Source organism: Sporosarcina sp. UB5 (assembly GCF_050859005.1).
Lineage (GTDB): Bacteria > Bacillota > Bacilli > Bacillales_A > Planococcaceae > Sporosarcina.
Window position 1 is genome coordinate 644,589 of sequence record NZ_CP125984.1, and the last position, 16,600, is coordinate 661,188.

Sequence of the window (16,600 nt, forward strand, 5' to 3'; positions counted from 1 at the left end):
TTTTCTCATCGTTTTCTAATGTTTCTCTCAGCACTTTCTAATAATCTGCAGGTAGATTACTAGTAGATGCTTATTGAGGAGGTTTTTGGAAATGAAAATTCATTACAAAGAATAGCGGTTAATATTCACTAATTGAATCATAATATGTTTACTACATCATGAAAATAAGAGAGGTCATCCTTATGTCAGCTAAGAAAACATTTTATTCACTGTTCATGTCGTTTCTCGTTTTGACGTTAGCAGCTTGTTCTACTACTTCACCCGATGTGGCTAAAAATGATGCTACAAATAAAGAAGGTGAAGAGAAAAAGTCGAATGAACAACAGACAGCCCATTGGTCATACGAAGGAGAAACAGGGCCCGAGCATTGGGGTAATTTAAGCCCTGATTTTGCAGCATGTACAAGCGGGCAAGAGCAGTCCCCTATCAACATTGTCACTGAACAAGCGATAGACGATGAAAAAATAACGGATTTAGCGATTACGTATAAACCGACGACCGTTTCCTTAAGTAACAACGGACATACGATTCAAGCAACTCCTTCAAACTTGGACAATTCTATCGTCGTTGACAATAAGGAGTATAAGTTAGCACAATTCCACTTCCATACACCAAGTGAACACCAATTTAATGGGCAGTATTTCGATATGGAAGTTCATTTTGTCCACAAAGATGAAAATAACAAATTAGCAGTTCTCGGATTAATGATTAAAGAGGGAGCAGCCAATCCTCATTTAGAAAAGGCTTGGAATGTCATTCCGACAGAAGAAACAACTGAAGATGTTAATTTGACAGAGCCGATCGACTTAATGAGCTTATTGCCATTAGATAAAGATTCGTTCCGCTATAACGGTTCTTTAACAACACCGCCGTGTTCAGAAGCAGTTAAATGGGTTGTATTAGAAACCCCTATTGAAATGTCGAAAGAACAAATCGACACATTCCGTAACATCTTCCCTGATAATAACAACCGACCTGTTCAACCGTTAAATCAACGTGAAGTAAAAGAAGAAGATTAAGTTTTCAAAAAGCAATGGCTGTCCTATTTCTTAGGATAGCCTTTTGGCGTGCAGAACTAAAAAAGCCTCTCATCAATTCCATGAATTGATGGGAGGCCTTTGCTACGCTCTCTATCGCTTAGTGTATTATTAATTCACCTTCATCTATCTTTAATTCTTTAAGAAATTTTGCTTCCTGAACTAGCTGGTGCATGATTTCCAATTCTTCATCACTAATCCCCATAAGTTCTTCAAACATTTCAACCGATTCCCGTGAAATAAATTCGATTTCTTTAATGATTGACATGATCTGCTGAGAAGTAGAAGATAATTCTTCTGTACTTGCAGAAGAATTTGTATTATTCTCGGCAATCGTCATTGTAGTGGATAAAATCTGTTCGAACATATTTCTAACCTCTACCAACGTCGTATTGGTATCGGCAAATTGATCTGCTCCCTGTTTCATTGAGCTTACGACTACATCTGTTTCTTCTTGAATATTCCTCACAATGTCGGTTACCTCAAAAGAAGACTGACGCGATTGTTCAGCCAATTTTCGGACCTCATCAGCAACAACAGCAAACCCTTTACCGTGTTCACCTGCACGAGCTGCTTCTATCGCTGCATTCAATGCCAGTAAATTAATTTGTTCTGAAATCCCCGTAATGACTTTTACAATGGTTCCGATTTCATGAGACTGTTCACCAAGTTTATTGATCCCATCAAATGTTGTATTAATCGTTTGATTAAACTGCTCCATTTTGTCTAAGGATTCCTTCAACTTGCCATTACCTTCTTCAGTCAATTCCAACGTGGTATTCGATTGCTCAGCAATTTGATTCGATCTGATCGCCAGATCCTCGATAGCCTGTACCATATCACCCATCGATACAGCGCCCTCTTCCGTAGCGAGCAACTGTTTCTGTAATCCCCTATCAACTTCATCTATTGCGGCCCTCACAATGTCGGCCTTCTCAGAAACGTCTTCACTTTCTTTATAAATCACTTCTGCCGTTTCATGTGCTTTTTCTGCAAATAAATGAAACTGTTCTCTTGAATGATTTATAGGCTCGATTAGTTGATTAAATGCAGAATGATCTAAGCTTCTTTCTTCAACTTTGCTAATGAGTTGACCTGCCGATAGTTCTCTTATCCCGTTTATCATTTCTTTATTTAGTTGAGCATGTTTTTTTAGGGAAAAATATTTGTAAGCAAAATACACTGACGTCCCCGTTAAAATAGCAATCACACTTATAAAAGCTGCCACGATAAAATAAGTCTCCTAACTTCTTAATAATTAATATGCAAATTTCAAAGCTCTTTTATTAGAATATATGTACCATCAGCTATACTTGAAGGGATTCCTTTCAACCTATGATTATCCTCATATTTATGGACAATAAAGTTCCCCTCTACATCGATATATTTATTCATATTGTTATATTTTCCCATCACACGAATTGACTTCGGGTTTGTCGCCTCACCTATAACAGCCTTCAATCCTTCTGAAGATGCCTTTTCGAATAATTTATTACCTAATTGCTGAATAATTTCATGGCGACCCGTTTCGGCCGTCACTCCGAGCATGAATAGATGCAACAACTCTCCGTCTTCAATCTCTTTGCCATTTCGTCGTTCATAATCGTCCATGAAACGTTCACTCACATCTTCCAAAACACGCAGAATAACATTCATATCACTAAAAGATCCTTCAAATATGTCTTCTCCAATAATTTGAGGTGCATTTGTATCTCCCGCCAGCACACCAACAATATGATTACTGCTATCTTTGGCGACAGCACAATATCCCTGCTCTACTGTAGAGTCTAAATATTCCTTAGTAAAATCATATAAATCCTCGTAATCAATACTCAATTGGCCTACCATCGGCTCCTGCACCCATTTACCTGATACGTCTATTCCAGTAAAGGAACGAGCTAAACATTCTGCAGCTCTCTGTAGTAAATCTTCTTGTTGCTTTGTAATAATTTCATAGCTGTATAATTCTAGTGTTTTTTGCAATTCTTTACTTCCCTCCCCAAAAAATAAATTGAACTTCATTCAACAGGGACTTTCTTTTCCCACTGCTTATTTGTTGAACCGGTAGAAGTTCACATTACATAGAACGAGGTACATGATCCACAAATGTACCTGTAAATTCAATTCTCTCCAAGAGGTTTCTAATTTGTACTTGAGCAATCTTTGAGGAAGGTTTTACTACTAAAAATTCCTTAAAACCTAATGTAGCGTAAAATTGCAACGCTTGCTCCATTTGCGGTACAACTCTTGACGGGGTTGGTGTTTGGTGAGTCGCGTCGATAACAAACGTATAAGCTTGTCTTGGTACTCTATTAATCGTATCCTGCAAATCGATCATATACTCTTCTGCATCCTCTTCCCTAATTAATCCATGTACCTGAACATGGACTTCCTTCGCGGCTTCATTAATAGCCATTTTATATTTCCTCTTATCTACGACTATCATCGTTTAACTCCTTTTCGTTTTCTTTTCTGCAAATGCAAATAAGCTATCACCAATTGAAAATCGGGATAGCCAAATAAACGTTGTTATTCTTGGCAACCCGACTATCATCATCCTAGAGGATATTAGACTCGTAGCTTTGCGTCCTTACCTTTCGATAAGTTTGCCTTTTTCTATTATTGAAAAATAACGCTAACATCAAAACAAATACTACTATACCACTACTAAATGTTGGAAGCAATAACATATTTATTATTCAGTCATCTGAGCCGGAAGTGGTACATCGATAACAGTACATCGGTGCCTAGTACATCGGTGCCTGTGCAGCACACATTAGTACATCGGTGCCTGTGCAGCACACATTTATGACAATTCGCAGTTATTAATAAATATTCACAAAAAACATGACCAAACACTGAGATTATCGCTTTCCTTATTTATTTTATGCAATTGTAGTGTATTGTCTGAATAGTGTCTTGCACAGTGCACACAAAATAAGTGCACACAAAATAGAGCACCCAAAATTGCACTCCTAAATACACTGTATAGTAAAAGGAGGCAATACATTGAAGAAACTTAATCCGGATAAGTTGTTTGTGGAGTTTAGAAATGGTGTTACAAAGACTGAACCGATAATTGGTCGTAAGTATACATTAACGCACTCGGATATTACTGCAGACCTTTTTCTAACAATTGGCCTGCAGTTTGCTTATGACAAGATCAATGCGATGAGAGATGAGGTGCTTGCTGAATGGAGGATGAGTGAAAGTTATCCGTACTTATTCGTATATGTTTATGTAGATGGTGAATTTGGTGCGGTTACCTCTGCTGTGCGCAATACCGTTTTTAGGCGTGAGTTGCCGCTAGCTTTGGAAGCTATTAGATATGGCGATAAAAAGTTCTTTGAAATTCATTCAAATTTAGACAATGCACCGATATGGATTCACTTTGACTCAACAAACCCTGCGTATAACAAGTTCGAGTACTGGGGCACTCCTAAACATTACGAGTAAGTTTTGTCTATTGGTGCTTTCAATAAATGACAAAGGACTACCTATCAGCATAAAAAGCTTCAAGGCAGTCCTTACATACTATTAAAACATTGCTCTTGCAGGGTCAATTCCTAAAATAGGTTGTCCATCTAGCTCAAGCCAGATGTAATAATAATCTATTTCAAGCCCTGTTGTAGACTTTAAACTGTCATGCACACCTTCCTGAAGTTCAAATGACTTTTCAGCGGTGTTTAGGGGAATAGACAAATTTAGTCCGGTGTTGATAGAAATGGTCTTGTCCGCATCTTTAACATATCGAGCGCCAGCAACTCCAACAAAAACAGTTTGAAATAGGATCACAGTAGTGAATACTAATAGAATCTTTTTCATACTATCACCTCCTTTTCGGTACTCAATTTATCTCTTAATGATAAAAAGGCATCCACAACTTCTGGATTGAACATAGTACCTTTGTTGTTTTCTATTTCTTCAAACGCAATGTTTATATCCAAACCTTTTCGGTACACACGATCTGAGGTCATTGCATCAAAAGCGTCAACTACTGAAATGATAGCAGCTTCGATTCTAATTTCTTCACCTTTAAGATTATTTGGGTATCCTTTACCATCAAATCTTTCATGGTGTTGTTCCACAATTTCTCCTGCTTTAATTAAGTCTACAAAATTGGTTTCATTTAGTATTTCTTTTCCCCAAGTCGTATGCTTTTTCATTATTTCGTATTCCTCATCAGTTAACTTGGAGGGTTTATTTAATATTTCCTCTGGGACTTTTACTTTTCCGACATCATGAAGAAAGGCTGCTAAATTTAATATGTAAATTTCATTCGATGATAATCCCAAAACATTCCCAACCATCATAGAAAGTTCCTTAATCCTCTCACAATGATCGGCTGTATACCCATCTTTTTGTTCAACTTGCAAAGCTAAATCCATCATATCTGTAACGGCGTTGCTGTAGAAATGAAATTGGGGTTGGGAAGTCACATATAAAAACTCCACATCGGTTTTCGCGATAAAAATGGAGTGCTCAGTTACTGGACAAGCATTAACGGAATCTCCTGCCTCTAATAGTATCTCGCCATTAGGTGAAAGATAAATAAGTTCACCGGATAGTATGGTGAAATGTTCCAATGCCGTCCAGTCGTCTTCAGGAGCCATCGCCCAGCGTGCACCTTCGTATAGTTTGTGGAGAATAACTTCAGTCCCATCCCCAGATGCCAATAAGGAAAGCTCCATACCTTTCATAGATATTTTGGAAGTTGAATTTCTCTTGTATATTTTCATACAAATTCACCTCGTATATTCGATTATGTATTAATGAATATTTACATTAATAATGAATGACTATATCACTATCAGTACATACACAACTATTATACTACTCGCAAGTAGAAATTAATAGATAACACATATTTATTAAATAAAGTTATGCAAGAAATGAAAAAAGAAGCTTCTCAAAAGTTCGCGAACTCTTGAGAAGCTTCCATTAATTGTTAGCATTTTATTTTCATCTTACTAGGGTTTCGGGAATTATTACATCATTCCGCCCATTCCACCCATATCAGGCATACCCATTCCAGCGCCTGCTGGTTCTGGTAGGTCTGCGACTACAGCTTCAGTGGACAAGAACATTGCCGCCACAGATGCTGCGTTTTGAAGTGCAGAACGAGTTACTTTTGTTGGATCTACGATACCTGCTTGCACCATGTTGACCCATTCGCCTGTTGCAGCGTTAAAGCCAGTGCCGACTTCTTCGCGTTTTAGGCGATCAACGACGATTGAACCTTCAAGGCCAGCGTTTGTTGCGATTTGACGAACTGGCTCTTCAAGTGCACGAAGAACGATTTTCACGCCTGTTGCGACGTCGCCATCAGTGCTTTCGAGAAGCGTTTCAACTTTTGTATAGACGTTGATAAGCGCTGTACCACCACCGGATACGATTCCTTCTTCGACTGCCGCACGAGTAGAGTTCAATGCGTCCTCGATGCGAAGTTTGCGCTCTTTCAATTCTGTTTCAGTTGCTGCTCCAACTTTAATAACCGCTACGCCGCCAGCAAGTTTTGCAAGACGCTCTTGCAGCTTCTCTTTGTCGAACTCGGAAGTTGATTCTTCAAGTTGCGCACGGATTTGGCCAACACGTGATGCAATTCCGTCTGTATCGCCATTTCCTTCAACGATTGTCGTATGGTCTTTTGTAACAACGACTTTCGCAGCGCGTCCAAGTTGAGTGATGTCTGTAGATTTAAGGTCAAGACCTAGATCTTCAGTAATCACTTCTCCGCCTGTAAGGATCGCGATATCTTCAAGCATTGCTTTACGACGATCGCCGAATCCTGGTGCTTTAACAGCTACAGCGTTAAATGTACCGCGAAGTTTATTCACAACTAGAGTTGCAAGTGCTTCACCTTCTACGTCTTCAGCAATCATCAACAATGGCTTACCTTGTTGAACAACTTGCTCAAGAACTGGTAGAATTTCTTGGATGCTAGAAATCTTTTTATCTGTAATTAAGATGTAAGGGTTGTCAAGAACCGCTTCCATTTTGTCTGTGTCTGTCGCCATGTAAGCAGACGCGTAGCCACGGTCGAATTGCATACCTTCTACAACGTCAAGCTCAGTCGTGAAGCCTTTAGACTCTTCAATTGTGATGACGCCATCGTTACCAACGCGCTCCATCGCTTCAGCAATCAATTCGCCGACTTCATCGTCGCCTGAAGATATAGCTGCAACTTGAGCGATTTCTTGCTTGCTCTCGATTTCATCGGAAATGCCTTTCAACTCTTCAACTGCTGTTGCAACCGCTTTTTCGATTCCTTTACGGATGCCGACTGGGTTTGCGCCAGCTGTTACGTTTTTCAAGCCTTCACGGATCATCGCTTGCGCTAGAACAGTCGCAGTTGTCGTACCGTCACCAGCAATTTCGTTCGTTTTCGAAGCAACTTCCGCTACAAGTTTTGCACCCATATTTTCGAATGCATCTTCAAGTTCGATTTCTTTCGCGATTGTTACACCATCATTCGTAATAAGTGGTGAACCAAATTTTCTTTCAAGAACGACGTTACGTCCTTTTGGTCCAAGCGTCACTTTAACAGCATCAGCAAGTGTATCCACACCGCGTAGCATTGCGCCGCGCGCGTCTTCATTAAATTTAATTTCTTTAGCCATTTATGAATTACCTCCTGGTTTTGATTGTATTCATTTATAAGCGGGTTATCTTAACCAATAACGGCAAGAATGTCGCTCTCACGCAGGATCAAATATTCATTGCCTTCATATTTCACTTCAGTTCCAGCATACTTTGAGAAGATGATGCGGTCGCCTTCTTTTACTTCCAGGTCAACACGCTGGCCGTTTTCAAGAACTCGTCCAGTACCTGCCGCTACAACTTTTCCTTCTTGCGGTTTTTCTTTCGCAGAATCCGGTAATACGATACCGCTAGACGTTTTTTCTTCTGCTTCGATCAGTTCAATTACGATACGGTCACCTAATGGTTTCAACAAGTGAAACAACCTCCTCGACATATTATCTTCTTGTTAGCACTCAGCAATCAAGAGTGCTAATACATTTCTTATCATAATAAAGTTGCCCAAAAATTGCAAGTGAAATACTTGTCTCTTTTTACAATCAATAAATTTACTTAGGAATCCTTTCGAACGAATTGAAAACAATGTCAACATCACACCTCTATCCATTTCCCTTTGCTTGTCTTTAGAGAAACAGCTAAAATGGACAATAGAAGAAAGGAAGTTGTTAATGAAAAACTGGAAGATTTCACTTTCAATCATTCTATTATATATGGCAATGCAGTTCGGAAGTATACCTGTTGCAAAAGGTTTTATTTATTACTTTCAAAATGGCACTGATTTAGAACCGGATAGCGCGAGATTTTTCGGCTTTGCTTGGGCGCTGTTCATCACTAATCTAATTGCCGCCCCACTCATCTTGTTCATGACGACGCGTAATAAACGATTTTGGGATATTTTCAAAGGAAAGAAAGCGACTCCTTGGATGACAGTCGCATGGGGCGTGTTAGGGTTTTTCATGGCAATGGCAGGCCAAATGATTGCCGGCATTATTGAAATAGCACTCGGCATAACGCCAGGCTCCGACAATACCGCCTTGCTGAGTGATATCGCCAAAATGTCGCCAATCATCATCTTTTCAATTGTTATCTTTGCACCACTACTCGAGGAAATTGTTTTCAGAAGGGTCCTTTTCGGAAGCATTTACACGAAAACAAATTTCTGGGTTGCAGCAATTGTGAGCGGAATTGTTTTCGCAGCCGTCCACGGCGAGCTTGAGCATTTGCTCACCTATATGGCACCGGGAGTCGTATTCGCGTTTCTTTATTATCACACGAAGCGCATTTGGGCACCAATTATCTCCCATTTCCTTATGAACGGCTTCGTCATGATCGTCCAGCTGAATATGGAGAAATTGGAGCAATGGCAAAATATGAAGCAAGCGTTTATCGTTTTCTTTAATTAATAAAAAGACTTCCCGAAGCAATGGGAAGTCTTTTTTCATTCATCCTATTGTGGAGAACATTGAAATGATAATAACACCAATTGTTAGTGCTAACACGATGCCAATGACGATAAAGATGCCTACGATGATTGCGATAACACCAAGACCGCGCCATGCCGAAAAACCATGCACGAGGCCGACCCCTTTACAGGCAATAACCGTTCCATATATGCCAAAGCCAATTGTAATGAGATTTTGCAAGAAATAAATGCCAAGCGGCAAATTCGTTATTCCTAAATTGTCTGTCGGTATTTCAAATAGCCGAGACCCGTACACGGCGATTAACAGGAAGTTCATCGGTGCGAGCCAGATCGCCGTAATCGCAGGTGCTGGCGTGATATGGATCATATCGGAGAATTTCCCTCTCCCACCGAGCCATTTTCCAACCCACGTATACAGTGCCGCATTAATTACCCAGCCGATTAACGATCCGCCATACACGATAATAATGGACAAAATAATGATGAGTGCTAATGGCATGCCGCCAAAAATGCCGGTCGTTGCAAACGCAACCGAACCCGTGCTGATCGCGCTCAATAAGAAAATGAAAAAACCATATCCAACCGATTTTTTCTCCAGTATATATTCTAATGTCTTCGTCGGCTGGCTCCAAATAGACAGTAATGGATTCATACTAATTCCCCCTTTATCTCTTATGTATATGAAAGAGCACTTACAATTCAGTCCCCTTCCCTCTATCATACTGGAAACCTTCTGGAATTTCATTGTAAAAAAAATCCCGCCTCCTATACCCGGGAAGCAGGATACTAAATTTATTTATCCAAATTGCCCATCACTTCGTCAATTTGGCGCTGTTGTTCAGCCTTTATTTCTTCAAACTTTCGTTTCTCTTCCGCCTTCAAGAATTTCCTGTACCCAACGCGGCAAATGATAATGCTCAATTCATAAAGCGCGAATAACGGAACAGTGACGAGTAAGTGCGACATAATGTCCGGCGGCGTAATGAACGCGGCAATAACGAACAGGACGAAATACGCGATTTTGCGGATTTTCACTAATTTCACCGGATCCAAAATGCCGAGCCTCGATAGGAATAATAGAACGATTGGCAGCTGGAAGATGACCCCGAACGGAATGAGTATTTGAAAAAGGAACGTGAAATACTCATTAATGCCGACGGTCTGCGTAATACCTAACTCCGCCGACAGCTCCTTCATGAAGTTCATAACGAACGGCACGAGGACGAAATAAGAAAATCCAATTCCGACAAGCAAAAGGAAAAAGGCGAACGGGATATAGCTTAACGTCACTTTTCGCTCTGTATCATGCAGTCCCGGCGATATGAACGCCCAAAACTGATACATAATAACCGGCGAAATAATTACAATTGCCAAAAAGATAATTACCTTCAAGTATAGCGCAATCGGATCGACGACATTAAATGCGTGAAACTCCTCATATCCTGCCTCAGTTTGTAAAAACTTGATGATCGGCTTCGCAATGAAGAAACTGCCGATTACCGCTATAACAAAGAAAACGACGATTACCATCAGTCGTTTTCTAATTTCATCTATATGTTCTATGACTGTTAAATTTTTCTCTTCCATCGGACAGACATCCTTACTTATTTCACGTCGTTTTTCTTGTCTTCTACTTTTTTAACTGTATCGTCGTCGTCTGACACAAGTCCTTTAGTTGCAGTTTTAAATTCACGTAATGAAGAGCCAAACGCCTTTCCGATTTCCGGTAGCTTCTTCGGTCCAAAAATGAGCAAAGCGATAATAGCAATAAGAATTAAACTAGTTACTCCTGGAGCCATTTCGGACACCTCCTTCGTCTATTCCCTATTTTACATGAATATGACTTGTTTTACTATTAGCAACAACAACATATTTATGAATCTTTTACGTCATTTTTAATGAAATAGATTAATGTCTGCAATTCTACAGATAAATCGATCGTATGGATATGCATCCAATCAGGTGCTGCCAGCCGGACTGGGGTGAAGTTAAGAATTCCTTTCACACCGATATCGACAAGCCGATCCGTAACTTCCTGCGCCGCGCTCGTTGGAACGGTGAGAATGACGAGATCAATGTTAAATTCCTTTATTTTCTCCTCTATTAAATCCGGATGGAAAACTGGAATATCACTACCGTTCATTTTCCCATCTGCTGACGCTTTCGGATCGAATGCGACGACAATACGGGTATTATGGTTCTTTTGGAAATTGTATTTCAAAAATGCAGTTCCTAAACTTCCAACGCCTATTAACGCAACATCCGTCGCTTCATCTTGAGCAAGCGTCATGCGAAAGAACTGTAGTAGATCATCCACATCATAGCCGTACCCTTTACGCCCAAGCGCCCCGAAATGGGAGAAGTCACGGCGGATTGTAGCGGCATCGATTTTCATCGCCTCGCTCAATTCGCTGGAAGAAACACGCTTTTTGCCAGCATTCGCTAGGTTTTGTAAGAATCTATAATATAGTGGAAGACGTTTTAACGTCGCTTGTGGTATTTTGGGAGTCGTTTCAGCCATATTTTACCTCCTGAAGTTACACTTGACCGATACTATCGTACTCTAGATGGAGTCCGATGTAAAGCCGACCCGTTGCACCAATCCGCCCATTCGATTACACTAAAAGTGGAATAGAGGTGTGCTGAAATGATCGTATTACAAGTGAATGGAATAACGAAATCCTTTTCAGGAAATGACATATTAAACAACGTCCGACTCGAAATTCAGCACCGTGACAGGGTCGCACTCGTCGGACGAAATGGCGCCGGTAAATCGACATTACTTAAAATTATTGCGGGAGAGATGACAGCGGATTCTGGTGATGTAATTATGCCGAAAGATGTCCAAGTCGGCTATCTTGAACAACATGCAGGCATTGATTCTTCACTCACAATTTGGGATGAAATGTTAACTGTTTTTGAACCGCTACTCGTAATGGAAAAAAGACTTCGTGGACTGGAAGCGCAAATGGCAGACCCTTCCGTTTACGAAAATCCGCAAGAATACGAGCGAATTATGAAAGATTATGACGCATTGCAAGTCGAATTTAACGATTCAGGTGGGTATCAATACGAATCTGATATGCGTTCAGTGTTGCACGGTATGCGTTTTTATCCCGAAGACTATGAGAAGCAAGTCCATCTTTTATCGGGCGGACAAAAAACGCGGCTCGCATTAGCGAAAATGCTACTAAGTAAACCCGACCTTCTCATACTTGACGAACCGACGAACCATTTAGATATCGAGACGCTCGGCTGGCTTGAAAAATACCTCGTCTCATATGAAGGAGCAATTCTCATCGTTTCCCATGACCGCTATTTCCTCGACCAAATCGTAACGATCACGTACGAAGTGTCGAGGCGAAAAGTAACGAAGTATGTCGGAAACTATAGCGCGTATTTAGTTGAGAAAGCGAAGAACTACGAGCGGGATAAAAAGCTATACGAGCGGGAAACGAGCGAAAGGGCGAAACTCGAAGACTTCATCCAACGAAATATTGCCCGAGCTTCAACGTCCAAAATGGCGAAAAGTCGCCGGAAACTGCTCGAACGGACTGATTGGATGGACGCACCTGACGGAGATGAAAAGTCCGCAAGCTTTTCATTCTCTATCGAACGACAAAGCGGCAATGATGTACTCACCCTCGAAAACATCGCTGTCGGCTATGACGGCAAACCTGTATCCGAACGCATTCACATGCATGCGTACAAAGGCGACCGGATTGCAATTATCGGGCCGAACGGAATTGGTAAATCGACGTTGCTAAAAACAATCGTGAAAAGGCAAGAGCCGATTGAAGGAACGATCCGTTACGGAACGAACGTCCAATTCGGCTATTACGACCAAAATCAGGCGACAATTCTCGGCACGGGAACAGTCCTCCAAGAACTTTGGGATGAGTGGCCGATGATGAATGAAAAGGATGTCCGCTCAGTACTCGGTCGGTTCCTATTCTCAGGGGAAGATGTCGAGAAGCCCGTAACCTCCCTTTCCGGTGGTGAGAAAGCCCGTCTTTCATTGGCAAAGCTCATGCTTCAAAAATCAAACACACTCGTGCTTGACGAGCCGACGAACCATCTCGATCTCGACAGCAAAGAAGTGTTGGAAAATGCATTAGACGATTTTCCTGGCACGATTCTATTCGTTTCCCACGATCGCTACTTCATTAACCGGATTGCTACGAAAGTAATCGATGTCGGCCGTACAGGCGTTACGGAGTATCTCGGCGATTATGATTATTACATCGAAAAGAAAACGGAGCTAGAAGAACTTCAAGCAGAACGCATCACTTCGGAGCAACCGAAACAATCGAGAAATGGGCGGAATGAAGAAGACAAGGAACTTAAGAGGCAGGAACGCAGATTGACAAGAGCGATTACCGAAATCGAAGAGTCACTTGGGAAATTGGATGCCGAAATTGCTCGTCTGCAAGAAGAGTTGTTGAACCCCGAATTTGCCGACGATCATGTGAAACTAATGGAGCTTCAAGAACAAATTGACGAACTCCAAAGGCAACACGACAACTTGTCTGACGAATGGCTACACGCGCAAGAAGAGCTCGAAAACTTGAATGCATAAGCGGGTAATAGCTGTCGAATGGATGAACGCCCATTCGACAGCTATTTTTACTTTTCGACAAGCCTACGCTTTCGATTTCCACAATCTTATCAACACCATCTATGTTGATATACCGGGATATGAACATAGTTATCCACGTTATCCACAACATCCGCATCTATTACTCACATAGTTATCCAAAAAATGATATGATCATTCACACAAATCTTTTAATTATCCACAACTTACTAACAATTGTGCATAAGTACGAATGTTCCCTCTTGACAATTCGAATTCATTCAAGGACAAATAAAAACGGAAATCGCCATAACTCGACGATTTCCATCAGTCATTCGTTCCATGAAGTAAGCTCCATACCCGGCCTACCGTTCATAGCCATCGTGCCGCGTTTTCCGCTCTCATACATTGCTGAACCTGCCGCTGCAATCATTGCCGCATTATCCGTACAAAGGGAAATTGGGGGTACGTAAAAAGGAATCCCTTCTTTTTCAAAAACCGCATCCAACGAAGCGCGCAAACCTTTATTCGCAGCAACTCCGCCAGCAGCAATCACTTGCTTCACGCTGTATTCTTTCGCAGCTTTCAACGTCTTCTCCGTCAACACGTCGACGACGCTTTGCTGGAAGCCTGCCGCTACATGTGCCGGATTCACTTCGCCGCCTTTTTGCTCGAGGTTATGCTTGTAATTAATAACCGCGGATTTCAACCCGCTAAAGCTGAAATCATACGAATCTGGCTCAAGCCAAGCCCTCGGAAAGTCGATCGCCCCATCGCTCTCAAGCGCAAGCTGATCGATTTGCGGCCCTCCCGGATAAGGCAATCCGAGAACACGTGCCACTTTGTCATAAGCTTCTCCTGCAGCGTCATCACGCGTTTCGCCAATCAATTTGAACGAACCATGCTTCTCCATAAGGACCAATTCCGTATGCCCTCCGGAGACGATAAGTGCTAGCAGCGGAAACTCCATCGGCTGCATCAATTGATTCGCATAAATATGACCAGCAATATGATGAACGCCGACAATCGGCAGCCCGTTAGCAAACGCAAACGCCTTCGCCGCATTAATGCCGATTAATAACGCACCAACAAGTCCCGGACCTTCCGTTACAGCAACTGCATTCAAATCTGCTGGAGCTAAACCAGCCTTCGCCAACGCTTCCTCAATAACAATCGTAATCTGTTCAACATGATGTCGTGACGCAATTTCAGGCACAACTCCGCCAAACCGTTGCTGACTCTTAATTTGCGACGCAACGACATTTGAGACGATTTCATGCCCGTTTTTCACGACCGAAGCCGCGGTCTCATCACAACTCGTTTCAATACCTAGTATATATATATCTTTGTTGTCCATTATAATTCCACCCACATGACGAGCGCATCTTCATGGTCGTCCGTATAATAGTTTTTCCGAATGCCACCATCTTGGAAGCCAAGCTTTCGATATAAATTTTGCGCCGTATGATTGCTAACGCGAACTTCAAGCGTCATTAACTTAACATCATTCGCCTGGCACAACTCAATCGCCTTTCGCATAAGTGCCTCACCAATTCCGTGGCCTCTCATATGCATCCGAACCGCTACATTCGTAATATGGCATTCATCGAGCACAACCCACATCCCGCAATGCCCAACGACCTCGTCATCTACAACCGCAACGATATAATGAGCATAATCATTCCCGGTCATTTCATGCTCGAAGATTTCTTGCGTCCACGGCGTCGCAAATGCCTCCTGCTCGATTTCGACAACCGCAGCAATATCCTCCATTGTCATCTTTCGATAGTCAATTGTCTTATTCACTGCCCTGTTCCTTCCGTTGCTGCATAAGCCAATTCGCCTCCGCCTCAGCGATCCGACGATACTCCGGCGTAAATGCATGTGTATTCTCTTCCAGCCCACTTTGCTGCGCGATAAAAATCAACGAAGACGCCCGTGGGAGCTGCATCGAAAACGGAGCAATAATCGCATTCCCCTTTAATCTCTCAACGATAAGCTCTTCATGCATCGCAACGTCCTTACCAACAAAAAGAATCGGGCGCTCCTTGCTAGCTAAAACCTCTAGCAGATTGTCAATCGCAAAATGCCCGTCCTCCGCGATGGCGGTCAAACCGCCATCCACGAATTCATAAATTCCCGCGTACACATTATTTCTTCGTGCGTCAACAATCGGGCAGATTAACCCATTAAAATACAAAGCATTCGCTGCAAGCACTTTCAAACTGGATACACCAAAGAGAGGCTTCTTCAACGTCCAAGCTAATGTCTTCGCAATCGTCACCCCAATGCGCACACCTGTATAAGAACCTGGTCCTTCCGATACCGCAATCGCATCGATATCTTTAGGCTGCAATTGCACCGTCGCAAACAGCTCCTCAATAACAGGCATTGCACGCAACGAATGGTTGACCGCCATCGAAGAATTTACTTCAGACAAAATCGTTCCGTCTTTTACAATTGCAACGGATAAAGGCGTATTCGCCGTATCTATTCCTAACCATATCATAACGTCATCGCCTCACAAATCTTTTCAAAACGTTCCCCTTTTGGAATGAACGTAATCTTTCTCGACGTTTCTCCGGTATGTTGAATTCGGATTTCCAAACGTTCTCGTGGTAAATCATCTTCAATAAGATGCGCCCATTCAACGACGGAAACCGCATCCCCATAAAACAACTCGTCCCAACCGAGATCCTCATCACTATCCGCTAATCGATAAACATCCAAATGATTAAAAGGCACATTGCCTTCATATTGCTTCAATATTGTAAATGTCGGACTGTTCACCGTCCGAGTAATGCCGAGGCTACGCGCAAGTGCTTTAGTAAACGTCGTCTTTCCTGCACCAAGATCTCCTTCTAACGTCAAGACGTCCGGAGGCGAAAGCAAGCCTGCTAATTTTTCTGCGAGTAATTCCGTCTCTTTTAAGGATTGAACATTAATTTCGATAGTCATACAAATTTCCTTTCATCTCCACTTTGCTTTAGTGTACCGAAAATACAGCGATACGGAAAGCTATGT

19 protein-coding genes and 1 riboswitch are annotated in these 16,600 nt (G+C 41.9%); of the genes, 4 read left to right on the forward strand and 15 right to left on the reverse strand.

Annotated features, from left to right (window positions below; translation table 11 throughout):
- Window positions 1–182 precede the first annotated feature (182 nt).
- Window positions 183–1,019 (forward strand): carbonic anhydrase, encoded by an 837-nt coding sequence (locus QM454_RS03380; protein ID WP_432361596.1) that lies wholly within the window; start codon window positions 183–185, stop codon window positions 1,017–1,019.
- A gap of 118 nt (window positions 1,020–1,137) precedes the next feature.
- On the opposite strand, the gene QM454_RS03385 is transcribed toward QM454_RS03380, so the two are convergent.
- The 3 genes from QM454_RS03385 to QM454_RS03395 form a co-directional block, all read right to left on the reverse strand.
- Entirely contained in the window at window positions 1,138–2,265 is a 1,128-nt protein-coding gene (locus QM454_RS03385; protein ID WP_432361599.1) for a methyl-accepting chemotaxis protein, read from the reverse strand.
- Window positions 2,266–2,309: 44 nt separating this feature from the next.
- The gene (locus QM454_RS03390) at window positions 2,310–3,020 is read right to left on the reverse strand and encodes a hypothetical protein (protein WP_432361602.1); all 711 of its coding nucleotides are present in this window, start codon (window positions 3,018–3,020) and stop codon (window positions 2,310–2,312) included.
- A 94-nt stretch (window positions 3,021–3,114) separates the two neighbouring features.
- Window positions 3,115–3,483 (reverse strand): hypothetical protein, encoded by a 369-nt coding sequence (locus QM454_RS03395; protein ID WP_432361604.1) that lies wholly within the window; start codon window positions 3,481–3,483, stop codon window positions 3,115–3,117.
- 88 nt (window positions 3,484–3,571) lie between these two features.
- A riboswitch (cyclic di-GMP riboswitch) is annotated at window positions 3,572–3,658 on the reverse strand.
- Between the two features lie 388 nt (window positions 3,659–4,046).
- Between QM454_RS03395 and QM454_RS03400 the strand changes: the two genes are divergently transcribed.
- Window positions 4,047–4,493 (forward strand): staygreen family protein, encoded by a 447-nt coding sequence (locus QM454_RS03400; RefSeq protein WP_432361607.1) that lies wholly within the window; start codon window positions 4,047–4,049, stop codon window positions 4,491–4,493.
- Window positions 4,494–4,574: 81 nt separating this feature from the next.
- Here the strand turns inward: QM454_RS03400 and QM454_RS03405 are convergent, their stop codons facing one another.
- The 4 genes from QM454_RS03405 to groES all read right to left on the reverse strand — a co-directional run bounded on the left by QM454_RS03405 (window position 4,575) and on the right by groES (window position 7,992).
- A complete protein-coding gene (locus QM454_RS03405; RefSeq protein ID WP_432361610.1) occupies window positions 4,575–4,862 on the reverse strand; it encodes a hypothetical protein in 288 nt (95 codons plus the stop codon).
- Window positions 4,859–5,776 (reverse strand): HD domain-containing phosphohydrolase, encoded by a 918-nt coding sequence (locus tag QM454_RS03410; RefSeq protein WP_432361613.1) that lies wholly within the window; start codon window positions 5,774–5,776, stop codon window positions 4,859–4,861. The genes QM454_RS03405 and QM454_RS03410 overlap by 4 nt, the downstream gene beginning before the upstream one ends.
- A gap of 249 nt (window positions 5,777–6,025) precedes the next feature.
- Window positions 6,026–7,657, reverse strand: a complete 1,632-nt coding sequence (groL, locus tag QM454_RS03415; protein WP_432361616.1) for a chaperonin GroEL — start codon at window positions 7,655–7,657, stop codon at window positions 6,026–6,028.
- 50 nt (window positions 7,658–7,707) lie between these two features.
- Window positions 7,708–7,992 (reverse strand): co-chaperone GroES, encoded by a 285-nt coding sequence (gene groES / locus QM454_RS03420; protein WP_060205190.1) that lies wholly within the window; start codon window positions 7,990–7,992, stop codon window positions 7,708–7,710.
- Window positions 7,993–8,245: 253 nt separating this feature from the next.
- On the opposite strand from groES, the gene QM454_RS03425 reads away from it, so the two are divergent.
- Entirely contained in the window at window positions 8,246–8,980 is a 735-nt protein-coding gene (locus QM454_RS03425; RefSeq protein ID WP_432361619.1) for a CPBP family intramembrane glutamic endopeptidase, read from the forward strand.
- Between the two features lie 39 nt (window positions 8,981–9,019).
- On the opposite strand, the gene QM454_RS03430 is transcribed toward QM454_RS03425, so the two are convergent.
- From QM454_RS03430 to QM454_RS03445, 4 genes are all read right to left on the reverse strand, one after another.
- On the reverse strand, window positions 9,020–9,652 hold the full coding sequence (locus tag QM454_RS03430; protein WP_432361622.1) for a YIP1 family protein: 633 nt from the start codon (window positions 9,650–9,652) through the stop codon (window positions 9,020–9,022).
- A 140-nt stretch (window positions 9,653–9,792) separates the two neighbouring features.
- On the reverse strand, window positions 9,793–10,587 hold the full coding sequence (gene tatC / locus QM454_RS03435) for a twin-arginine translocase subunit TatC (protein ID WP_432361625.1): 795 nt from the start codon (window positions 10,585–10,587) through the stop codon (window positions 9,793–9,795).
- Between the two features lie 17 nt (window positions 10,588–10,604).
- Window positions 10,605–10,799: a twin-arginine translocase TatA/TatE family subunit gene (gene tatA / locus QM454_RS03440; RefSeq protein WP_432361628.1), complete on the reverse strand. Its 195-nt coding sequence runs from the start codon at window positions 10,797–10,799 to the stop codon at window positions 10,605–10,607.
- A gap of 74 nt (window positions 10,800–10,873) precedes the next feature.
- Window positions 10,874–11,521: a redox-sensing transcriptional repressor Rex gene (locus QM454_RS03445; RefSeq protein ID WP_432361629.1), complete on the reverse strand. Its 648-nt coding sequence runs from the start codon at window positions 11,519–11,521 to the stop codon at window positions 10,874–10,876.
- 126 nt (window positions 11,522–11,647) lie between these two features.
- Between QM454_RS03445 and abc-f the strand changes: the two genes are divergently transcribed.
- Complete coding sequence (gene abc-f / locus QM454_RS03450) at window positions 11,648–13,579, forward strand: ribosomal protection-like ABC-F family protein (protein ID WP_432361632.1); 1,932 nt, start codon at window positions 11,648–11,650, stop codon at window positions 13,577–13,579.
- 328 nt (window positions 13,580–13,907) lie between these two features.
- Here abc-f and tsaD read toward each other — a convergent pair whose 3' ends face one another.
- The 4 genes from tsaD to tsaE are packed head-to-tail and all read right to left on the reverse strand — an operon-like array spanning window position 13,908 to window position 16,534.
- Window positions 13,908–14,933, reverse strand: a complete 1,026-nt coding sequence (gene tsaD, locus QM454_RS03455) for a tRNA (adenosine(37)-N6)-threonylcarbamoyltransferase complex transferase subunit TsaD (protein ID WP_432361635.1) — start codon at window positions 14,931–14,933, stop codon at window positions 13,908–13,910.
- Complete coding sequence (gene rimI, locus QM454_RS03460) at window positions 14,933–15,382, reverse strand: ribosomal protein S18-alanine N-acetyltransferase (protein ID WP_432361637.1); 450 nt, start codon at window positions 15,380–15,382, stop codon at window positions 14,933–14,935. Before rimI ends, tsaD begins: the two co-directional genes overlap by 1 nt.
- Complete coding sequence (tsaB, locus tag QM454_RS03465) at window positions 15,375–16,085, reverse strand: tRNA (adenosine(37)-N6)-threonylcarbamoyltransferase complex dimerization subunit type 1 TsaB (protein ID WP_432361640.1); 711 nt, start codon at window positions 16,083–16,085, stop codon at window positions 15,375–15,377. Before tsaB ends, rimI begins: the two co-directional genes overlap by 8 nt.
- The gene (gene tsaE, locus QM454_RS03470) at window positions 16,082–16,534 is read right to left on the reverse strand and encodes a tRNA (adenosine(37)-N6)-threonylcarbamoyltransferase complex ATPase subunit type 1 TsaE (RefSeq protein ID WP_432361642.1); all 453 of its coding nucleotides are present in this window, start codon (window positions 16,532–16,534) and stop codon (window positions 16,082–16,084) included. The genes tsaB and tsaE overlap by 4 nt, the downstream gene beginning before the upstream one ends.
- Between the last annotated feature and the right edge of the window lie 66 nt (window positions 16,535–16,600).

Bases quoted from the DNA above. Each gene is read 5' to 3' on its own strand.
- QM454_RS03380 (WP_432361596.1), top strand. From the start codon at position 183: ATGTCAGCTAAGAAAACATTTTATTCACTGTTCATGTCGTTTCTCGTT.
- QM454_RS03395 (WP_432361604.1), bottom strand. From the start codon at position 3,483: ATGATAGTCGTAGATAAGAGGAAATATAAAATGGCTATTAATGAAGCC.
- QM454_RS03405 (WP_432361610.1), bottom strand. From the start codon at position 4,862: ATGAAAAAGATTCTATTAGTATTCACTACTGTGATCCTATTTCAAACT.
- QM454_RS03410 (WP_432361613.1), bottom strand. From the start codon at position 5,776: ATGAAAATATACAAGAGAAATTCAACTTCCAAAATATCTATGAAAGGT.
- groL (WP_432361616.1), bottom strand. From the start codon at position 7,657: ATGGCTAAAGAAATTAAATTTAATGAAGACGCGCGCGGCGCAATGCTA.
- QM454_RS03425 (WP_432361619.1), top strand. From the start codon at position 8,246: ATGAAAAACTGGAAGATTTCACTTTCAATCATTCTATTATATATGGCA.
- QM454_RS03430 (WP_432361622.1), bottom strand. From the start codon at position 9,652: ATGAATCCATTACTGTCTATTTGGAGCCAGCCGACGAAGACATTAGAA.
- tatC (WP_432361625.1), bottom strand. From the start codon at position 10,587: ATGGAAGAGAAAAATTTAACAGTCATAGAACATATAGATGAAATTAGA.
- tatA (WP_432361628.1), bottom strand. From the start codon at position 10,799: ATGGCTCCAGGAGTAACTAGTTTAATTCTTATTGCTATTATCGCTTTG.
- QM454_RS03445 (WP_432361629.1), bottom strand. From the start codon at position 11,521: ATGGCTGAAACGACTCCCAAAATACCACAAGCGACGTTAAAACGTCTT.
- abc-f (WP_432361632.1), top strand. From the start codon at position 11,648: ATGATCGTATTACAAGTGAATGGAATAACGAAATCCTTTTCAGGAAAT.
- tsaD (WP_432361635.1), bottom strand. From the start codon at position 14,933: ATGGACAACAAAGATATATATATACTAGGTATTGAAACGAGTTGTGAT.
- tsaB (WP_432361640.1), bottom strand. From the start codon at position 16,085: ATGATATGGTTAGGAATAGATACGGCGAATACGCCTTTATCCGTTGCA.
- tsaE (WP_432361642.1), bottom strand. From the start codon at position 16,534: ATGACTATCGAAATTAATGTTCAATCCTTAAAAGAGACGGAATTACTC.